Here is a 20751-nt window from a genome sequence, read left to right on the forward strand (position 1 = left end):
GCAAGTAAATTCCTGTGAAAAATACCGGCCAGGACCTTCCAGCGAAGCGACTGGCCGGTATCGGCCAGTACAGGGCCAGCGACCACGACCCCGTGCTCGCTGGCCTTGACCTGCCGGCCGGCCCTGCCACTCCGGCCACCGTTGACCTGAACTTCCTGGGCATCAACGATTTCCACGGCCGCATCGACACCAACACGGTGCTGTTCGCCGGCACCGTGGAGATGTTGCGCGCCGCTGCACCGGGCCCCAGTGCTTTCCTCTCCGCGGGGGACAACATCGGGGCATCGCTGTTCGCGTCCTCTGCTGCAAGGGACCAGCCCACCCTCGATGTCCTCAACACACTGGAGCTGAGGGCCTCCGCGGTGGGCAACCACGAGTTCGACGGCGGCTGGGCGGATTTGCGCGACCGCGTCGCCGGCGGCAGCAACGCCAAGTTTCCCTACCTCGGCGCCAACGTCTACAGGAAGGGCACCTCGGAGCCCGTGCTGCCGGAGTTCACGGTCCTCGAGATGAGCGGCATCAAGGTGGCCGTCATCGGCACCGTGACCCAGGAAGTGCCCTCCCTCGTCACTCCTGCCGGGATCACTGGGCTTGAGTTCGGCGATCCCGTCGACGCCATCAACCGCGTTGCGGCCAGGATCAAGGCGGAGGACCTGGCAGACGTGATCGTCGTGGAAAACCACGACGGCGCAGGGTCCGGAACACCGGAAGGCGCCACTTTGGAGCAGGAGGTGGCCGCCGGCGGCCCCTTCGCCAAGCTGGTCTCCGAAACATCCGCCGACGTGGATGCGATCTTCAACGGCCACACCCACAAGGAGTACGCGTGGGATGCTCCCGTTCCCGGGGTGGAGGGCAAGACCCGGCCCATTGTGCAGACCGGCAACTACGGCGAGAACATTGGACAGATCCAGCTGACCGTGGACACCAGGACGAAGGCTGTCACCGGCTACAAGGCAGGAAACGTCAAGCGCACCACTGATGCCGCCGCGGACCTTGTGGCCGTCTACCCGAGGGTCGCCGCCGTCGGCGTGATCGTCAGGAAGGCCATCGCCGAGGCTGCGGAAATCGGAAACCAGCCGGTGGGCAGGGTGACCGCTGATATCACCACGGCGTTCACTCCCGTCACGGACACCACTCCGGCGAAGCGGGACGACCGCGCGGGCGAGTCCACCCTGGGCAACCTCGTGGCCGACTCTCTCGTGGATGCGCTCAAGGCGCCGGAACTGGGCGGAGCCGAAATCGGCGTCGTGAATCCCGGCGGGCTGCGCAACGAGCTGTACTTCGCACCCGACGGAACTATCACGTACGCCGAGGCCAATTCCGTCCTGCCATTCGTGAACAACCTGTGGACCACGTCCCTCAGCGGGGCACAGTTCAAGACGCTCCTGGAACAGCAGTGGCAGACCAACCCCGACGGCAGCGTCCCGAGCCGCGCCTACCAGCAGCTGGGCCTGTCCGAGAACGTCAACTACACCTACGATGCCGCCCGCGCAGCGGGAGACCACATTACCGCGATCCGGGTGAACGGGAAACCGCTTGATCCGGCCAAGCCCTGCCGGATCGGGATGTTCAGCTTCCTGGCAACGGGCGGCGACAACTTCCGGGTCTTCAAGGAAGGCACGGGCACCAAAGACTCCGGCCTCGTGGACCGCGACGCATGGATCAGGTACCTGCAGGAGCACAACCCCGCGTCCCCTGACTTTGCCCGGCGCACCGTGTCCGTCGTCAACACGACGGCGGCGGCGGTCAAGGGCGGCGACGCCATGACGCTCGAAGTCTCCAAGCTGGACCTGGCCTCGCTGGGCAGCCCGGCCAACAAGTCATTGACTGCGGTTTTCACGGACGCGGCCGGCACGTCCACCCCGCTGGGCACGGTTCCCGCGGCCTCCGGGGCAGCCACAGTGAACCTCGCGGTGCCAGCAAAGGCTGCAGCCGGCGTCGGAACGCTGACCCTCACCGCCATTGAGTCGGGAACCGTGGTGAAGGTCACCGTCGTGGTCTCTGCCGTCGGCCCCGTCAGGGCTTGAGGATGGCGCGGGCGATTTCGTCGGCGTCGCGCAGGGTGCGCTGGCCGCTGGCGTAGACCGGGCCGGCCTGCTGCACGGCTTCGGCGGCGATCGCCGTTCCCCACTGGGTTGCCGAGAGCTGGAGGCCCAGCACGAAGACCCGCTTGGCAACTTCTCCGTTGGCTGCCACCGGCCGGTAAGGATGCGGGCTGACATCCAGTCCCGAGGCCTGCACCGGTGTTCCTTCAACCGTCATCATCGTCCGCGGCCGCACCAGCCCGTCGGCGAGGAGCTGTTCCAGCAGCGGAGACTCGTTGACGGACACCCGGTTGGCCGGTGCCAGGGCCTCAACCATGGTGCGGGCCTTCGCGGCGGCGTCCTTCACCCACGGTGACGCGGCGGTAAAGAACCCCGCCTTCCGGTCCAGCCCGAATTTGGGGTCGGGTCCCACGAAACTGACCACGCCTGCGCGGGCCAATGCGGCGAGCTGCTCGGCACGGAGCGCCGGGGGCCCGCTGGCGAGGCCTTCCACAAACGACTCAAACCAGCCCCGCAGCCCGGCGACCCACGACTCGTCGGTGATGCCGCCGTCGGCCACCACTGACTTCAGCACGGCACGGCCGTGGTGCAGCGCACCGATGGTCATCTTCAGGGGGTCGTCCTCGCCGAGGGCAGAGCGGCGGGCGTCGTCGAGCAGATAGTCGACGACGGCGGCGTCCAGCTCCGCGCGGGAACCGAACGGCTGTCCCGCCAGCGGCGCCGCGAGGCTCAGCAGATCCAGCCTGCTGTCGGGGCGGACATGTCCTTCGATGACCGCCCTGACAATCTCTTCCCATTTTGCCGTCGTGTGGGCATGTGGGTGCAGCGCCTCGTCCAGTTCCTTCAGGAACCTGGCCGGATCCTGCACGGCTGCAGGCTCGGAACGCACCAGCGTGGAGTAGTACGCCCACAGGGCATCGCGGTGCAGGAGCGGCCAGAGGTCGTGGTCGAAGGCCGGAACGATGCCGGCTGCGGCGAACCTCCGCAAGGCGGCCCCGGTGCAGTACCGCAGGGTCACCGACGCCGGGTAGTAGCTCTCAAGGGTGGCCTTGGAACGGTACGGCGTGCCGCGCCGGGACGCGGCGATGATCAGCGGTTCCTGGCCTGAGGGCAGGTACTCAAGGGCGTCTCCGGCGTCCACGAACTTCCCGCCCCGGCCCTCGGTGAGCTGGCCCATGACGTCAAAGAAGTTCAGCCCCATCCCGCGGACCAGCACCGGTTCGCGGGCTGGAATAGTCGACCAGTCGACGTCGGCAGGAACAGCGGGCGGAAAGTAGCGCAGTCCGAATTGGGCGGCAGCTGCCTGCAGTTGGCGCTGCTCTGGGCTAAGCCTGGAGTCCAGGTGGCCCAGTGCCAACACCACGGAATCGGCGGCAAGCGTCCCGCCGCCGGCCAGTTCGACGTCGAACGTTCCGTCCGGCGAGGGGCGCACGGCGGTGGCCGACGTTTCGTGGAAGTCCACCGTGACGCCGTCGGGCACCAGCGCGAGGAGTTCCTCAAGCGTGGAGCGGAGGTAGCGGCCGTACAGGGCACGGCTGGGGAAGTCATCGGAGCCGAGCACGGCCAGTTCCGCGAGTTCCTCTTCGGTCAGCCCGGGAAGGGGATCCTGCTGCTGCCGGACCCGCCAGCGGTCAAACGTTGTGCCGGCAACCGGGGCGGCAAGCTGCGGGTCCTCCGGGATGAGCGTGGGGTAGAACGACTGCGTGTTCATCAGGTAAAGCCGCGACTGTCCGGGCTGCCACACATGCCCCGCGCCGGCCGGGTAGGGATCGACCACGTCGATGTGCAGGCCGGCTTTCGCCTGTACCGGCGCCGATTCGGACGACGAACCGGATGAAACAGATCCGGACGGGGCCGCCGGGGCCCAGTTAGCGAGCAGCCGCTCCAGCACGCTGGTACCCCTCGGCCCGGCGCCTATCAGTACCGTCCGGATGCTTTGCGATGTGACCACGGCATCCAGAGTATCGGCATGTGACTTGCTAGCTGAGCCGGGATGTTGTTTGGTTGGGGCCATGACCACCACTGCAGCTGATTCCGCCGCCGTTCCCCCCGAAACCGCGCCCGAGCCCACCGATGAAAACATCTGGCTCGAGGACATCTACGGCGAGGAACAGCTGGCCTGGGTCCGGGAGCAGAATGCCAGGACGGAGGACCTTCTGGAGGACGCGGACTATGCCCGCCTCGAGGGCGAGATCCTCGAAGTGCTGGACTCCACGGACAAGATCGCCATGGTGAGCAAGCGTGGCGACTGGTACTACAACTTCTGGAAGGACCGGCAGAACTCGAAGGGCCTGTGGCGCCGGACCACCTGGGAGAGCTACTGCACCGACGCCCCCGAATGGGACGTGCTGCTCGATGTGGATGCGCTCGCCGCCGCCGAAGGTGAGGAATGGGTCTTCCACGGGGCAAACTTCCTCCGGCCGGAACCCGGCCTGCCCTACCGGCTGGCGCTGCTGGCCCTCTCCCCTGACGGAGGCGACGCCAACCGCTACCGCGAGTTCGACGTCGAGACCCGCAGTTTCGTTGACCCCGTCGCCGGCGGCTTTGACCTTCCGACGGCGAAGGGCAACGTTTCGTGGCTTGACGCGGATACGCTGCTGGTAGCCAGCACGGCGGACGCCCTGCCGCGGACCGCCTCATCCTACGCACGCACCGGCGTGAAACTGCACCGCGGCCAGTCCCTGGCCGATGCGGCCAGGATCTTCGAGATCCCCGAGGACCATATGATGGCGATCGTGGCCCACGACTCCACGCCGGGGTTTGAACGGACCTTCGCCGTTGACTGGATCGACTTCTTCAACCGGACAACCTCTGTGCTGCGGGACGGGTCCTGGACGGCAGTCGATGCGCCCACGGACGTGAACCTCAGCGCGCACCGGGAATGGCTGCTCTTCCGGCCGCAGCGCGAGTGGACAGTGGACGGAACGAGCTATCCGGCGGGTTCGCTGCTCGCGGCGGATTTTGACCGCTACGTTGCCGGCGAGCGCAGGCTGACGGTCCTCTTCACCCCGGATGCCCGCACGTCGCTGCAGTCCTGGAGCTGGACGCGGAACTTCCTGCTGCTGAACCTCCTGCGTGACGTCTCCTCGGAAATCCGGGTGCTGGACCCGTCGCAGCCTGCTTCGGGGGCAGTGGCTGAATCTGATGCTGACCATCGGGCCGGCGCCTGGGCCTCCTCCCTGCTGGATGCGTGCCCTCCCCTGCACGACGTCAACGCCTTCGCCGTGGACGACGAGGACGACGCAGAAGGCGGCTCCGACGGCGGGCACCGCTCCCCCGGCGGACCGCGAGGGGCAGGCGACGATTTCTGGCTCGTCGCCACCGGCTTCACCACCCCCACCACGCTGACCCGCGGAACCCTGTCAAGGGAAAACCACGCCCAGGACGCAGGCGTGGTGAGCAGCCATGCAGTGGTCAAGGCATCGCCGTCGTTCTTCAACGATGCCGGCTACGAAGTGCAGCAGCACTTTGCCGTGTCCGAGGACGGCACCCGGGTGCCGTACTTCCAGATTGCGGCGCGCAACCTGGTGCTCGACGGGCAGAACCCCACCCAGCTCTCCGGGTACGGCGGCTTCGAGGTCTCGCGCACGCCCGCCTACAGCGGCGCGGTGGGCCGGGCCTGGCTGGAGCGGCGGACCGCGGAATCGGCCGGCGCCGACGGTGCAGCGCCCCACAGCCGCGGCGGCGTCTATGTGGTGGCCAACATCCGCGGCGGCGGAGAATACGGTCCTTCCTGGCACCGGGCTGCGCTGCAGGAGAACCGGCACCGCGCGTTCGAGGACTTCGCCGCCGTCGCAAAGGACCTTATCTCGCGGGGTGTCACGAGCCGGGAGCGCCTTGGCTGTGTGGGCGGCTCCAACGGCGGGCTCCTCGTGGGCAACATGCTGACGCGCTACCCGGAACTGTTCGGCGCCGTGTCCTGCGGCGTGCCCCTACTGGATATGCGCCGGTACACCAGGCTCTCCGCGGGTCACTCGTGGATTGCCGAGTACGGTGATCCGGACGTCCCGGAACAGTGGGAATTCATCAGGACGTTCTCGCCGTACCACCTGCTCAGGGACGGGGTGGACTACCCGGAGACCTTCATCTGGACCGCGACATCGGACGACCGGGTGGGCCCGGTGCAGGCCCGCAAGATGGCCGCCCGCATGGAGGCCATGGGCATTCCCAACGTCTGGTTCCACGAGGCGCTTGAAGGCGGGCATGCCGGAGCCTCGGACAACAGGCAGGCCGCCGCGCTCCAGAGCCGCAGCCAGCATTTTCTCTGGAGGTCCCTCGCGGGCGGGACCGCCTGACACGGGGCGGAACGTCGCCGCCGGCTCTCCTAGGCCGCGTTCTGACGCCGTTTTGCACTGGGTGGCCCGTTCTGCGTATCCTTGGTGGGCTAGGAATAGCAATTGGAGACGTGCCAGAGCGGCCGAATGGGCTTCACTGCTAATGAAGTGTGGGGCACAACTCCACCGGGGGTTCAAATCCCCCCGTCTCCGCGTTTGGCCCCGGTCCCTGGACCGGGGTCTTTTGCGTTCCCGGGGTTTTGCATGGCCGGGGTTTTGCATGGCCGTTGTTTCGTCCGGGTCGCGGACGCGTGGCGCGGTGCTCCTCGCTCCGGTGGCAGGATAATCGCATGACTGGCAACGAGGCATATGACTCCATCGTCGTGGGCGGCGGACACAACGGACTGGCGGCGGCCGCCTACCTGGCCAAGGCCGGGCTCCGCGTGCTCGTGCTGGAAAAACTCGACCACGCTGGCGGCGCCGCCGTCTCGGCCCAAGCCTTCGACGGCGTCGACGCGCGCCTCTCGCGCTACTCATACCTGGTCAGCCTCCTGCCGCAGCGGATCATCGACGACCTTGGACTTCGGGTCCGGCTGGCCCGCCGTCGTTATTCGTCCTACACGCCGGACCCGTCGCACCCGGGCCGGGGCCTCCTGATCGACAGCGGCGACGCCGCGTGCACTGCAGCGTCGTTCGCAGCCATCGGCGCCCCCGACGGTGAAGCCGAAGCCTTCACCAGGTTCTACGCCAGCTGCCGCAAGCTCACCGAAGCGCTGTGGCCCACCCTGATGTCCCCGCTGCGGACGAGGTCCGAGGCACGCCGGGTCGCGACGGCTGCCGGGGCCTCGGAGGCCTGGGATGCCGTGATGGAGCGGCCCATCGGCGAGGCCATCGCCGGCCAGCTCCAGCACGGCCTGGTGCGCGGCGTCGTGTTGACCGATGCCCTGATCGGCACGTTCGCGGAGGCCGGCGGGAAAGACCTGCAGCAGAACATTTGCTTCCTCTACCACTTGATCGGCGGGGGCACTGGCGATTGGGATGTTCCGATCGGGGGCATGGGCTCGGTGTCCTCGGAGCTGGAACGTGCCGCCCGCGAGGCAGGGGCCACCGTGCTCACCGGCGCGGAAGTGACGGCGATCGACCCCGGCGGATGCGTGAGCTACCGCCGCGCCGCCGAAGACCGTGCGGCGACGGCCCGCTGGGTGCTGGCCAATGTTGCCCCGGCCGTGCTGGACCGGCTGCGGACACCACCCGCGGGTTCCGGCACCGGAGTTTCGAACCCGAACCACGCCCGCGAAGGCTCCCAGGTCAAAGTGAACCTGCTGCTGAGGAGGCTGCCCCGCCTCCTGGACGAAGGGGTCACCCCGGAGGCCGCCTTCGGCGGAACCTTCCACATCAACGAGACGTGGGACCAGCTGGACCAGGCGTACCGGACAGCGGAGTCCGGCGCCATCCCCGAACCGCTGCCCTGCGAGATCTACTGCCACACGCTGACGGACCCCAGCATCCTGTCACCGGAGCTGCAGGCCGCCGGGGCGCAGACCCTCACGGTTTTCGGCCTCCACGTCCCTGACCGCCTCATCACCCGGGAGAACAACGGGGCCCGGCGCGCGCAACTGCAGGCGGCCGTACTCAGGTCCCTGAACTCGGTGCTCGGCGAACCCATTGAACCCCTCATCATGCACGCACCGGACGGCACTGGCTGCATCGAAACCAAGACCACTCTGGACATCCAGCGGGCCGTGGGCATGCCGCGCGGCAACATCTTCCACGGCGGCCTCGACTGGCCGTTCGTCGAGGACGGTACGCCGCTGGACAGTCCGGCCCGCCGCTGGGGCGTGGCCACCAGCGACGAACGCATACTCCTGTGCGGCTCCGGTGCGCGCCGCGGCGGGGCCGTGAGCGCCATCGGCGGGCACAACGCCGCCATGGCTGTCCTGGAACTGGCCCGAAACTCAGCACTGGCCCGGGACTCATGAGCGGCGAGGTCAACGGCCCGGGACGCGATATGCCGGAAGGCGGGGCGCCGAAAGAGAATGCCCTGGGCGGCGCCCCGGCCGGCGGTCAGGCAACGGCGGCCCATCCGTGGAACCCGCGGCTGGCGCTGCTCGTGGCGGCCACCTTCTTCATGGAGTTCCTGGACGGGACGGTGCTGACCACAGCAATTCCCAGCATCGCCGACGACTTCAATGTGGCGGCCGCGGGCGTGAACATCACCATGACCGCCTACCTGATGACGGTGGCCATGGGGATACCGCTCAGCGGCTGGCTCGCGGAACGGCTCGGAGCACGCCGCATCTTCTGCCTGGCCATTGCTCTCTTCACCGTGGCTTCCCTGCTCTGTGCCGCGAGCCAGGACCTGACCATGCTGACCCTCAGCCGCATTCTGCAAGGGGCCGGCGGGGCCATGATGGTTCCGGTAGGCACTCTCGTGGTGCTCCGCGGCACGCCCAAGGCCGAGCTGCTGCGTGCCACGGCCTACCTCGTGTGGCCCGGGCTTCTGGCCCCGGTGCTGGCGCCGCTGGTGGGCGGCGCGCTGACGACTTACCTGTCCTGGCACTGGATTTTCCTGGTCAACCTCCCCCTGGGCGCCGCGGCTTTCCTGGCCGCCCTCCGCCTCGTGCCACCCGTGACCGGCGACCGGACACGGAGGCTCGACTGGCTGGGACTGGTCCTCACCACAGCCGGAGTGGGGGCGCTGGTGGTTGGCCTGGAGCTCGCCAGCGCCCATCCAGAGGGGCCATGGACGCTGCTGAGTGTAGGAGCCGGAGCTGTTGCCCTGGCAGCGGCGGCGCTGTGGATGCGCCGGGCTGCCAATCCGCTGTTCGACCTGACCGTATTTTCGACGCGGACGTTCCGGGCAACTAACACCGGCGGCTTCATCTACCGGCTGACCATCAGCGCCGTGCCCTTCCTCCTTCCGCTGATGTTCCAGGAAGGATTCGGTTGGAGCCCCCTGCACGCGGGCATCATGGTGGCGGCGGTGTTCATCGGGAACATCGGCATCAAACCCGCCACCACACCGCTGATCAGACGCTTCGGGTTCAAGTCCGTCCTCGTCTTTGCCTCCCTCGCGTCGGCGTCGACCTTCGCCCTCTGCACCCTGCTCAATCCGGGAACGCCGGAGCCCCTGATATTTGTGCTCCTCGTTTGCAGCGGGGCGTTCCGGTCGATCGGGTTCTCGGCCTACGCCTCCGTCCAGTACGCAGACATCGTGCCGGGCCAGCTGACCTCGGCCAACGCCTTATCTGCCACGCTGGTCCAGCTCGCCACCGGAGCGGGCATCGCCGTGGGCGCACTCCTCCTCCGCGTCTTCGACGCCGCTCCGGTTTTGGCCTCCGGATTAGGCGACGTGCTTGGTGCGGGGCAGGGCGACGGCGGCCTGGCCGCCTACCGCGGGGCCTTCCTGTCCATTGCCCTGCTGATGCTCCTCAGCACGGCCGACAGCCTGATGCTGCACCGGCATGCCGGGGCCGAGGTCAGCCGGCCTGGGCCAGCGCCAGCGGCAGAACCGCCCCGGCGCCGGCCCGCCTGAGGGCACGGCCGGCAACGGTAACGGTCCAGCGGCTGTCAACAAGGTCATCAATGAGCATCACGCTTTGGCCGCCAAGACCGGCCACGGCAGTTCCCAGTTCTGGCCCTACCACCAGCCGGTCCCACACTCCGGCGAGACGGTAGGCGCTGTTGCCGCCGCGGCCGCCCGTGGGCCCGCCGTGTTCCATCTCCAGCTGGCCCAGATACGGGATGCGGCCGATGTCGGAGATGCCCCGGGCCAGGGATTCCACGAGGGCCGGCTTGCCGCGCGACGGCATGCTGACGATGGCCGCCGGCCGCCCCGCGCCACTCCAGCCCGGAACGCGGGAGTCGCCGGCGCCCCATTCGCGCAGCACCTGGACGCAGGCCTGCAGCATGCCGGGATCCACGGCGCGGTCCGGGGCACCGGCGGCGAAGAGTTCCCGCAGCGCCCCGCCCCAGCCCAGGTCCGTCAGACGGGCAAGCACGCGGCCGTTGGCCAGACTTTCGTCCGGCTTGATCTTTCCTTTGACCGGCACGCCCAGCCGGTCCATTCCGCTGGGCCATTGCAGCCGCGGCTCCAGCACCATGCCTGCACGGCTCAGCGTCTGCCCGGCCGCCGCCGTGGCCGAGGCTGCGATGTCTGCCCGGAACCACTGGCCGGCGCAATTGTCGCACCGGCCGCAGGCGTGGGCGGTCTCATCATCCAGCACCGAAGTGATGTATTCCATCCGGCACCCGGCCGTATCCTGGTATATGACCATGGAATCCTGCTCGTCCACCCGGGCTTCCGCGATGCGGCGGTAGCGTTCGGCGTCATAGGTCCAGGTCAGTCCGGTTGACCGCCAGCCGCCACCCACACGCTCCACTGCGCCGTCGACGGCCAGGACCTTGAGCAACAGTTCCAAGGGGGTCCGCCGCAGGTCCACGCGCGCCTCCAATGCCACCGTGGACACCGCCGTCCCTGCCTCGGCAAGGGCTGTGAGCACGGCGGCGGCCTTCTCCTCCGACGGCATGGAGGCCGTGGCAAAGTACTGCCAGATGTCCCGGTCCTCCGCCCCGGGGAGCAGCAGGACGTCGGCGTTGGCGGCCCCGCGGCCGGCACGGCCCACCTGCTGGTAGTACGCCACCGGTGAGGACGGCGCACCGAGGTGCACCACAAAGCCGAGGTCCGGCTTGTCGAAGCCCATGCCCAGCGCGGAGGTGGCCACGAGCGCCTTGACTTCATTGTCCTTGAGCAGCTGCTCAGCCCGTTCGCGGTCCGCGGGGTCGGTGCGGCCCGTGTATGCCAGCACCTCGTGGCCCGCCTCAGCCAGAAGACGGGCCGTGTCCTCCGCCGCCGACACCGTCAGGGTGTAGATGATTCCGCTGCCCGGCAGATCCGCCAGGTGCGTCAGCAGCCAGCCGAGCCGTTCACGGGAGTCGGGCAGCGTGAGCACGCCGAGCCGCAGCGATTCCCTTCCCAGGGCGCCGCGGATGGTGAGCACTGCGTCGCCCAGCTGCTCTTCGATGTCGTGGACCACGCGGGAGTTGGCCGTGGCGGTCGTGGCCAGGACCGGAACCGTGTCCGGCAGTTGCGTGATGAGGTCAGCGATCCGCCGGTAGTCCGGGCGGAAATCGTGTCCCCAGTCGGAAATGCAGTGGGCTTCGTCGATGACCAGGAGTCCGGTGCGGCGGATCAGCTCGGGCAGCTGGTTTTCACGGAACGAGGGATTGGTGAGCCGCTCAGGCGAAACCAGCAGGACGTCCACCTGGTCCGCCGCGAGCTGCTCGCGCACAGTGTCCCACTCCAGCTGGTTGGCGGAATTGATGGCCACGGCACGGACACCGGCACGGGCGGCGGCAGCCACCTGGTCCCTCATCAGCGCCAGAAGTGGCGAAACGATGAGAGTGGGCCCTGCCCCGCGCCGCCTGAGCAGCAATGAGGCCACGAAGTAAACCGCCGATTTTCCCCAGCCCGTCCTCTGCACCACCAGCGCCCGCCGGCCGCCGTCGACCAGGGCTTCGATCGCCTCAAACTGGCCGTCGTGAAAGTCGGCGCCGGGGTGGCCGACCAGCTCCCGCAGGACCTCCAAGGCCTGGCCGCGGGTTCCGGAAACTTCCGTGGTAGTGCCGGAAGGAGTGCTTGAGGCGGACGGTAGAACTGCAGCGTGCTGGTTATTGGCCATTGATTCAGTATCCCAGCCGCCTCTGACACTCCAAAGCCCGGCCCTGCCATGTGGACAACGGCACGCACTCATGCGGGCGGCAACCCGCCGCCACCTCCGTGACTTCCCCTCCACTGGCCGCTGCGCGCTTCAAAGTAAGATAAATCCCGTGACTAGCAACCAGACCAATACTTTTGATCTTTCAGCCTCGTTCAAGGCGTATGACGTCCGCGGCATCGTGGGCGAATCCATCACCGCCGAAATCGTCGAAGCCGTGGGCGCAGCCTTCGTCGACGTGCTGGAACTCGAAGGCCAGACGGTCCTGGTCGGAGGTGACATGCGCCCCTCCTCCCCCGAATTCAGCAAGGCTTTCGCCAACGGCGCCGCCACCCGCGGAGCCAACGTCCAGCTGCTGGACCTGATCTCCACGGACGAGCTCTACTACGCGTGCGGTGCCCTCAACGCCGCCGGCGCCACATTCACCGCCAGCCACAACCCCGCCGCATACAACGGCATCAAGATGGCCAAGGCCGGCGCCGTGCCCATCTCCTCCGAAACAGGTCTCAAAGAGATCCAGGGCCTCGCGGAGCAGTACCTCAACGAAGGCTCCGTCCCCGCAGCCGGAACCCGCGGTCAGATCGGCGTCCAGGATGTCCTCAAGGGCTATTCCGAATACCTGCGCAAACTCGTGGACCTCTCCGGCTCCCGCCCGCTGAAGGTAGTGGTCGATGCGGGCAACGGCATGGCCGGGCTCACCACTCCCGCCGTCCTCGGCGACGCCCTGCTGCCGAAACTGCCCTTTGACATCATTCCGCTGTACTTCGAGCTGGACGGTTCCTTCCCGAACCACCCGGCCAACCCGCTGGAGCCGGAAAACCTGCGCGATCTTCAGGCCGCCGTCGTCGAGCACGGGGCAGACATCGGACTGGCTTTCGACGGCGACGCCGACCGCTGCTTCGTCATCGACGAAAACGGCGACGCCGTGTCGCCGTCGGCCATCACCGGCATGGTGGCCCGCCGCGAGATCGCGCGCGCCAGAGCGCAGGGTGAGGAAACGCCCGCCATCATCCACAACCTGCTGACGTCCCGGGCAGTGCCCGAGCTCGTGTCCCAGGACGGCGGACGCGCGGTCCGCACCCGCGTAGGCCACTCCTTCATCAAGGCCGTCATGGCGAAGGAAGGCGCAGTCTTCGGCGGCGAGCACTCCGCACACTTCTACTTCCGCGACTTCTGGAATGCAGATACGGGGATGCTTGCGGCCATGCACGTCCTGGCTGCCCTGGGTGAGCAGAACGGCCCGCTTTCCGAGCTCGGCCGCGAATACGAGCCTTACGTTTCCTCTGGCGAGATCAACTCGGAGATCGAGGACAAGGCCGGCGCGGTGGAGCGCGTCCGCGTTGATTTCTCCGGCGAAGACGTCACCGTCGACAATCTCGACGGCAGCACGTTCACGGCCGCTGACGGCAGCTACTGGTTCAACCTTCGCCCTTCCAACACTGAGCCGTACCTGCGCCTGAACGCCGAAGCCACAGACCAGGCCACCATGGAGCGCGTCCGAGACCGCGTACTGGCCCTTGTCCGGAGCTAGGATGGAGGAAGTGGCAGAGCCCGAATCGTCTCAGCCGGCACCGTCGTGGCGGACGTCCGTTCCCGAGGCCACCGCCACGGACCTGGAAAACCTGCTGGGCACCGGCATGGGAGCCGCGCAGGAGCAACTTGAGCGCAACGGCGGCTTCATGCCCTTCGCGCTCGTGGTGGAGAACGACGGCGAGGTCCGCCTCGTGGCGGTCTCCCCGGCGGATGCCGAATCCGGCTCCGGAGACGAGTTCAATGCCGACGCGATGATCAGCGACATCACTGCGCTGCTGCGCCAGAACCGCGACGACTTCCGGGCTGCCGCTATCGTCTGCGACATCACTCTGCTCGAGGAAGACTCTGACGCCATCCACGTGGCAACAGAACACCGTGATGGGGCTGTGTTTGCGGCCGTCCTGCCGTATGCGGCAAGCCCGGCCACGCGTGAGTGGGAGTTTGGCGAACTCGCGGCGGACACGAATGAACCCGCCATCTGGGTGGACTAGACCGGGTATGAGCAGCTGTCATTTGCACAGTGTCCCTAGGCTGGACTCATGAAAATCAACGCCTTCGCGGATGTGAGCCTGCGCGCCCTCATGGTGCTCGCGGCTGCGCCGGACGGCGACCTTCTCACGACCCAGAGCGTGGCAGACGCGGTCGGCACGCCGTACAACCATGTCAGCAAGGCCATGGCCAGGCTGCGGGTTCTGGGCCTGATCGACGTTGAACGCGGCCGCAACGGCGGGTCGAGGCTCAGTGCAGCCGGCCGCCGCGTCTCCGTGGGACAGGTTCTCAGGCAGCTCGATACCCGCGAAGATCCTGCCGACTGCATCGGGCCGGGCGGCAACTGCCCGCTGATCAACGAGTGCCGGCTTCGGGCCGCCTTGGCCCGTGCCCGCGAGGCGTTTTACCGGGAGCTCGACGACGTTGTGGTGGCCGATCTTCCCGGAACGCGCCAGATGGCGCCCGTGTTCCAGATGATAGGCCTGCGCCCCGGCGTCTGACCGATTTGGCATTGATTTCTACAGGGTGTAGAACTTAGGTATAAATACTTGTATTTCCAATACGAATATTTTATCGCGGTCCGGACCAAGACCCCGGCCCACTACCTCAGGAGTACACATGCTCTCGGACAAATCCCGCCCTGTCATCGAGGCCACGCTTCCGCTGGTCGGCTCCCGGATCGGCGAAATTACGCCGAAGTTCTACGCGCGGCTTTTTGCGGCACACCCCGAACTCCTTGATGGCCTGTTCAGCCGTTCCAACCAGCGCTCCGGCGACCAGCAGCAGGCCCTGGCCGGAAGCATCGCGGCCTTCGCCACCCATCTTGTAAGCAACCCCGGAACCTTGCCGGAGACCGTGCTGTCCCGCATCGCCCACCGCCACGCCTCGCTGGGCATCACCGAACCGCAGTACAAGGTGGTCTACGAGCACCTGTTCGCGGCCATAGCCGAAGATCTCGCCGAAGTCATCACCCCCGAGATCGCCGAGGCCTGGACCGAGGTCTACTGGCTCATGGCGGACGCTCTCATCAAGCTCGAAAAGGGCCTCTACGCTGCCCAGGCCAACGGCAAGATGTGGAGCCCGTGGCGGGTAGCGGCCAAGTCCCCTGCGGGAACCGGCGCCATGACCTTCACCCTTGAGCCGGCGGACGACACCCCGGTCACCCCGGCTCTTCCTGGCCAATATGTCAGCGTGAAGGTCGAGCTCCCCGACGGCCTGCGCCAGGTCCGCCAGTACTCGCTCTCCGGCGATGCCGGCACCAGCCGCTCCTTCACCACCAAGCTGGACGACGGCGGTGAGGTCTCCCCCGTCCTGCACAACAGCGTGGAGGTAGGCAACATCCTGGAGATCTCCAACCCCTACGGCGAAATCACGCTCAAGGACGGCGACGGACCGGTCGTGCTGGCCTCGGCAGGCATCGGCTGCACGCCCACGGCGTCCATCCTTCGGTCCCTGGCAGAGTCGGGTTCCGACCGGGAGGTGCTGGTGCTGCACGCCGAAAGCACTCTGGAGAGCTGGGCACTGCGGGGGCAGATGACCGATGACGTCAAACGCCTCGAGGGCGCCAACCTCCAGCTCTGGCTCGAGCAGCCGGAGGCCGGAGCCAAAGCCGGATTCATGTCCCTGCGCGAAGTGGATCTCCCGGCCGACGCCTCGCTGTACCTCTGCGGTCCGCTTCCGTTCATGAAGCACATCCGCAACGAGGCCATCAACGCCGGCATCCCCGCCACGAAGATTCACTACGAGGTCTTCGGCCCGGACATCTGGCTGGCCAGCTAGCCGCAGACTTCAGCGGACTGCCGGTGCCCCTGGCGGGCTGACCCCCAGCAACGGCAGCATCACCTCGTCCACCACCTGCACCAGGTAATCGTCCTCGATGGGCGCGGCCGAGAAGATGAATCTCTGCCGCAGCAAGGCGGGGCCCGCCTCGATTTTGCAAGCCGTGGCCAGGGCGGGGTCGCATTCGCCGCGGGCCACGGCTTGCTCGATGATGGCGCGAATGACCTTGACGACGTTGCCCCGCGCGTACTCGTGGATTTCCGCGGCCACTGCCGGGTTCTGAAGCGCCTCGCCCAGCAGCCCGCGCATGGCCTGCCCCACCACTCCTTGCAGTTGCTGCGCCACGTGCCGCAGGACTGCCAAGGCATCTCCGCGCAGGCTTCCGGTGTCGGGGGCGGACGCGGGGCTGGGCATCGCATCGTAGGCTGCCTCTAGTACCAAAGCTGCCCGTCCGGGCCACCGCCTGTAGAGCGAGGCCTTACTGGCCCGGGCGCGCTCGGCAACGCTGTCCATGGTCAGCGCGGCATAACCGGATTCGGCAATCTCTGCCCGAACCGCTTCGAAGATGGCGCTGTTCAGGGCAGCTCCGCGGCGGCGCGGCAGCTTGCGGTGGTCCTGCAGCTTCGGCATCTCAGGCCCCGTCCTCCGAGAGTGCCGGCAGGACCACTCCGCCGGTTCCGTCCACGAGTACGCGCTGCCCGTCGGCCAAGGTGCTGGTACCTGAACCAGTGCCCATGACAGCCGGAATCCCGTACTCCCTCGCCACGATCGCCGCATGCGAGCCGATCCCCCCGGTGTCCACCACGACCGCGGCGGCCCGCTGGAACAGGGGTGTCCAGGACGGGTTTGTATATGGGCAGACCAGGATCTCGCCACTGCGCAGCTGCCCGAACCCGGCAGGTCCACGGATCACCCGCACGGGTCCGCTCGCCTGGCCGCGGCTGGCTGGCGTTCCGGTGACAAGGGCCCCTTCCACGCGGCGATTACGGCCAAAGAGCAAAGCCTTGTCCAGCAACGGGATCCCCTCCAGCTCGCGCCGCTTCGCCGCCCGCGCCAGCACCAGTGGACGGAAACGCTCCCGGACGGAAGCCGGCAGCGCCCCGCCGTCGTCCGTGTCCGTGATGGACGCCAGCTCCTCGAAGCGCAGGTGGTAGACGTCGTGGGCCTCGTCGACCACGCCGGCAAGCACCAGGCGGCGGCCGAGCTCCTGGTACGCGCGGCGCATCGGCGGAATGACCTTTGTGGCGTAGAAGTGGCTATCCTCGCGGAACGCCATTCCGGTCCGTGCAGACTCGACGGAGGCCAGCACACTCCGGCACAGCGGCTCGAACCGGAGGGCAGGGTGCTTCGTCAACTCGTCCAGCGCCATCCCGGTCTGGTCGGCCGTCTGGAGCCGCTCGCCAAACATGGCTTTCACCAGCCCCAGCACCACTTCCGGCGCATCGGACCACGTGGGCGCACTGCTTAGAACAACGCTGATGGTTTCGCGGTGGCCGTATTCGAGCAGAAACGCTTTGAAAGCCTCGCGGAAGGCAGCATGTTCGGGTTCCTTTTCCACCAACTCCAGCAGCCGGCTTGGGTCCGATTCGGCAAAGGCGCGCGACAGCCCGGGATCATCGGCGGCAATCGCAGCCAGCCGTTCAAGGGCGCGGTTCGCCTGGCTGGTCCGGGTTTCCGCCCCCGCGATCAGCGCAGCCGCCAGCTTCACCTTGCCCAGCAGCAGGAGCATTAGGCGCATTTTTAGCAACGGTACGAATACTCCGGGCAAGTAGGAGACGCGCAGATCCGTGATGCCCCGCATCGTTGCGAAGGATTCTTCCACGAGCGCGACCACCGCACGCCAGCGCAACAGGCCGGGATCCTTCCCGTTCAGCTGCTCCACGTTCTCAAGAAACGCGGAAAACCGTGGATCCTGTGTCCAGTTGGCCGGATTGAACTGCCTCGCGCGGCGCACCAATGACACAGGCGCGGCAAGCGTGCGGATGGTCGGGTGCGGAATCGGCGGGACGAGCCGCACCACCACGCCGTCCTCCTCCGGGAGCAGCTGTTCAACGTTTGGGAAGACCACCCCCACGCTCCCGGCCATCCGATGCAGCATGGCCAGGATTCCCCGGCTCATCCAGCCGGACACATCCAGTGGATAGGGCCGTTCCTGGAACATCTCCATGAAAAACGGCCCCAGCCGGCGTTGGAAGGGGTTGAGCGTCTGCGGCTGGGGCGGCAGCGCCGTCATGGGCCGCGACTGCAGCACATACAGGAGTCCCCCAGCCACCGCCCATTCAATGTCCTGCGGCCGCCCGAAGTGCTGCTGTGCCCTCTGTCCCAGACGGGCCAGCTCCGTCAGCTGATCCGCGGCCAGCTCCGGCTTCACGCCCGGCGCACCGGGGTTTTCCTGTGTGCCGCCGCCCTCGGCCGCGCTGATCACCACTTCCCGGCTGCCGGGCGCAAAACTGAGCGCCTTTCCCGTGCGGTCCAGGACATAGTGTTCCGGCGTCACCCGGCCCGTGACCACCGCTTCCCCCAGCCCGGGGTTCGCGTCCACCACGATTTCACCACGCTCACCCGTGACGGGGTTTGCGGTGAACATGACACCAGCCGTATCGGCCGGCACCATTCTCTGCACGACGACGGCGATGGCCAGTTCCTGCGGATCGATCCCCTGACGCTGGCGGTAGGCAACGGCCCGGTCCGTCCACAGTGACGCCCAGCAGTCGGCGACCGCCTGGACCACGAGGTCCTCGCCCAGCACGTTCAAGTACGTGTCCTGCTGGCCGGCGAACGCGGCTCCCGGCAAGTCCTCCGCCGTGGCACTGGAACGAACTGCCACGGCTCCGCCACCCAGCTCCGCATAGGCGGCGCCGATTTCCTGCCTCAGGTGCCGGGGCAATTCAGTTCCGGCGAACAGGGCACGAATGGCTGCGCCGCGGCTTTCACCCTCAGTCGTGCCAACGTCCGGGCCCTCGCCGGGGTCAACGCTCAGGATGCCCTCCAGCGCGGCCCCCGCCCTTGTCTCCGCCAGGAAGGACAGGTACGCACCGGTGGTGACGATGAAGCCCGGCGGCACCGGAAATCCCTGGCGCACCAGCTCGCCCAGGGCAGCACCCTTTCCCCCGGCGGCGGCCATGTCCCCGGCGCTGAAATCGGCCAGCGGGGCGGTGGTCTTCTCAGTCATCCGGGGCTCCTCGTGGTTTGCGGTCGGCAGGGTTTGCAGCTTCGGACAGGGCGGGGTCCGGGTCGGCAGTATCTGAGTTGGCGGGGTCCAGGTTGGCGGGGTCCGAGAGCGCGGCGTCGGTGGGCACGGCGTCGGCATGTGCCGTGGTCCGCAGCTCCCGCTCGGGCAGGAAGAGCGTCAGGACGAATGCCGCGGCCAGCACGATGGTGGCATAGCCGAAAACCGGCGGAAGTGCGTGGCCGAACGCCTCGCCCGCTGCACTGCGATCCGCAGCAGGCAGACGCTCAAGGGCCTTGGGCGTCAACGATTTGATGCTGTCCCCCAGTGCTGCTGCCAGCGGCGCGGGGACGGCGGCGGAGAAGCGCACAGTGATCAGGGAACCCAATACTGCCACGCCAACGGAGGCTCCCACCTGGCGAAGAAAGGTCACGGTGGACGTGGCTGCGCCCAGGTCACGCCGCTCCACGGAGTTCTGCACCACCAGCACCATGACTTGCATGACCAGCCCGATGCCCAGCCCGAGCAAAACCATTGAGGCCATCACCAGCCAGGGGCTGCTGCCCGAATCCAAGGTGCTGAACAGCCAGGTTCCGGGAACGGCCAGCAGCGTCCCGGCCACCGGGTACAGCTTGTAGCGTCCGGTGCGGGTGATCAGAGCGCCGGATGCCGCCGTCGTGAGCAGAAGTCCGGCCATCAGGGCGATCAGCATGCCGCCGGAAGCGGTGGCCGACATGCCCATGCCAACCTGCAGGAACGCTGGAAGGTAGCTCAGCGTGGCGAACATCGCGAAGCCGATCAGGAAGCTGACTGCCGTGGGGATCGCGAAGGCGGCGTCGCGGAACAGCGACAACGGAATGATCGGGTCCGCCATGCGGCGCGCGGCGAGCAGCCAACCGGCCAGGGCCGCAACAGCCACCGCCGCCAGGACAGGTGCCACCCAGCCCGGCCCCGGATAGCTGCCGCCGCTGCAGAGCAAGATCACCGAGACGATTGCGAGGCACAGCAAAGCCGCACCGCCATAGTCCACGCGTCGCCCGCGCGGAGTGTCCGGCAGCCGGAGCGTGAGGGTCACCACGGCGAGGGCGGCCAGGCCCAGCGGCACGTAGAAATAGAAGATCCAGCGCCAGGAGAAATGGTCCACCACCGCCCCGCCGGCAAGTGGACCGGCCACCGCGGCCACAATGAAGGCGGCGCCGATGATGCCAAGAAACCTGCCGCGGTCGCGCGGACTGACAAGTTCGCCAATGATCGCCTGCGCCCCGATCATGAGCCCTCCGCCGCCAATGCCTTGAATCGCCCGGTAGCCGATGAGTTCCGGCACGGTCTGCGCCAAGGAGCACAACGCCGCGCCAACAATGAAGAAGATCAGGGAGCCTTGGAGGACCCGCTTGCGCCCAAAGGCATCGCCGAGTTTGCCGGTCAGGGGCATTGCAGCCGTGGCGGCGACAAGGTAACCGGTGATGATGGCGGACATCTGGTCCAGACCACCCAGGTCTCCGGCAACGGTGGGCAGTGCCGAGGCCATGACCGTCTGGTCCAGGGCTCCGAGGAACATCACCAGCAGGATGCCAGGCAGCGCCGCCCTGATGGCAGACGGGATCCGTTTGGTGTGCTGGGCGTCGTCCATGGCCCGGTCCCTAAAGTTAGAGAACCACTAGTTCTCTAAAAACTACTCCCGCCGCATTCGCGGCACAATGGCCCGGCGCGGCTGCCGGGGTTTCCGGCGCAAAGTACGACGGCGG

Annotated in this window: 12 protein-coding genes, 1 tRNA gene and 1 pseudogene; 9 read left to right on the top strand and 5 right to left on the bottom strand. The window is 67.5% G+C overall.

Going from position 1 to position 20751, the window contains the following annotated elements; translation table 11 throughout:
- Positions 1-65 precede the first annotated feature (65 nt).
- Positions 66-2015: pseudogene (locus LQ144_RS17370) on the top strand (5'-nucleotidase C-terminal domain-containing protein); the annotation flags it as partial.
- A 1-nt stretch (position 2016) separates the two neighbouring features.
- Here LQ144_RS17370 and LQ144_RS17375 read toward each other — a convergent pair.
- Entirely contained in the window at positions 2017-3996 is a 1980-nt protein-coding gene (locus LQ144_RS17375; RefSeq protein ID WP_230119951.1) for an FAD/NAD(P)-binding protein, read from the bottom strand.
- A 61-nt stretch (positions 3997-4057) separates the two neighbouring features.
- On the opposite strand from LQ144_RS17375, the gene LQ144_RS17380 reads away from it, so the two are divergent.
- From LQ144_RS17380 to LQ144_RS17395, 4 genes are all read left to right on the top strand, one after another.
- Complete coding sequence (locus tag LQ144_RS17380; RefSeq protein ID WP_230119952.1) at positions 4058-6340, top strand: prolyl oligopeptidase family serine peptidase; 2283 nt, start codon at positions 4058-4060, stop codon at positions 6338-6340.
- A gap of 104 nt (positions 6341-6444) precedes the next feature.
- A tRNA-Ser gene (locus tag LQ144_RS17385) sits at positions 6445-6532 on the top strand.
- A gap of 137 nt (positions 6533-6669) precedes the next feature.
- Positions 6670-8298 (top strand): NAD(P)/FAD-dependent oxidoreductase, encoded by a 1629-nt coding sequence (locus LQ144_RS17390; RefSeq protein ID WP_230119953.1) that lies wholly within the window; start codon positions 6670-6672, stop codon positions 8296-8298.
- Positions 8295-9854 carry an MFS transporter gene (locus LQ144_RS17395; RefSeq protein WP_230119954.1) on the top strand — a complete coding sequence of 520 codons (1560 nt, stop codon included), beginning with the start codon at positions 8295-8297 and terminating at the stop codon, positions 9852-9854. The genes LQ144_RS17390 and LQ144_RS17395 overlap by 4 nt, the downstream gene beginning before the upstream one ends.
- Here the strand turns inward: LQ144_RS17395 and LQ144_RS17400 are convergent.
- Complete coding sequence (locus tag LQ144_RS17400) at positions 9799-12000, bottom strand: RecQ family ATP-dependent DNA helicase (protein ID WP_230119955.1); 2202 nt, start codon at positions 11998-12000, stop codon at positions 9799-9801. The genes LQ144_RS17395 and LQ144_RS17400 overlap by 56 nt on opposite strands.
- Positions 12001-12148: 148 nt before the next feature.
- Between LQ144_RS17400 and LQ144_RS17405 the strand changes: the two genes are divergently transcribed.
- The 4 genes from LQ144_RS17405 (at position 12149) to LQ144_RS17420 (ending at position 15837) form a co-directional block, all read left to right on the top strand.
- Positions 12149-13567 carry a phosphomannomutase/phosphoglucomutase gene (locus tag LQ144_RS17405; protein WP_230119956.1) on the top strand — a complete coding sequence of 473 codons (1419 nt, stop codon included), beginning with the start codon at positions 12149-12151 and terminating at the stop codon, positions 13565-13567.
- A gap of 10 nt (positions 13568-13577) precedes the next feature.
- Positions 13578-14060, top strand: coding sequence for a hypothetical protein (locus LQ144_RS17410; RefSeq protein WP_230119957.1), 483 nt, complete (start codon positions 13578-13580; stop codon positions 14058-14060).
- A 48-nt stretch (positions 14061-14108) separates the two neighbouring features.
- Complete coding sequence (locus LQ144_RS17415; protein WP_230119958.1) at positions 14109-14558, top strand: Rrf2 family transcriptional regulator; 450 nt, start codon at positions 14109-14111, stop codon at positions 14556-14558.
- A 118-nt stretch (positions 14559-14676) separates the two neighbouring features.
- Positions 14677-15837, top strand: a complete 1161-nt coding sequence (locus LQ144_RS17420) for a globin domain-containing protein (RefSeq protein WP_230119959.1) — start codon at positions 14677-14679, stop codon at positions 15835-15837.
- A gap of 9 nt (positions 15838-15846) precedes the next feature.
- Here LQ144_RS17420 and LQ144_RS17425 read toward each other — a convergent pair whose 3' ends face one another.
- From LQ144_RS17425 to LQ144_RS17435, 3 genes are read right to left on the bottom strand one after another with little or no spacing between them, the layout of a single operon-like run.
- A complete protein-coding gene (locus tag LQ144_RS17425) occupies positions 15847-16467 on the bottom strand; it encodes a TetR/AcrR family transcriptional regulator (protein ID WP_230119960.1) in 621 nt (206 codons plus the stop codon).
- Position 16468: 1 nt separating this feature from the next.
- Positions 16469-19009: a PEP/pyruvate-binding domain-containing protein gene (locus LQ144_RS17430; protein ID WP_230119961.1), complete on the bottom strand. Its 2541-nt coding sequence runs from the start codon at positions 19007-19009 to the stop codon at positions 16469-16471.
- Positions 19002-20636: an MDR family MFS transporter gene (locus LQ144_RS17435; RefSeq protein WP_230119962.1), complete on the bottom strand. Its 1635-nt coding sequence runs from the start codon at positions 20634-20636 to the stop codon at positions 19002-19004. The genes LQ144_RS17430 and LQ144_RS17435 overlap by 8 nt, the downstream gene beginning before the upstream one ends.
- Positions 20637-20751 lie beyond the last annotated feature (115 nt).

The organism is Arthrobacter sp. Bi83 (assembly GCF_918698095.1).
Classification (GTDB): domain Bacteria; phylum Actinomycetota; class Actinomycetes; order Actinomycetales; family Micrococcaceae; genus Arthrobacter.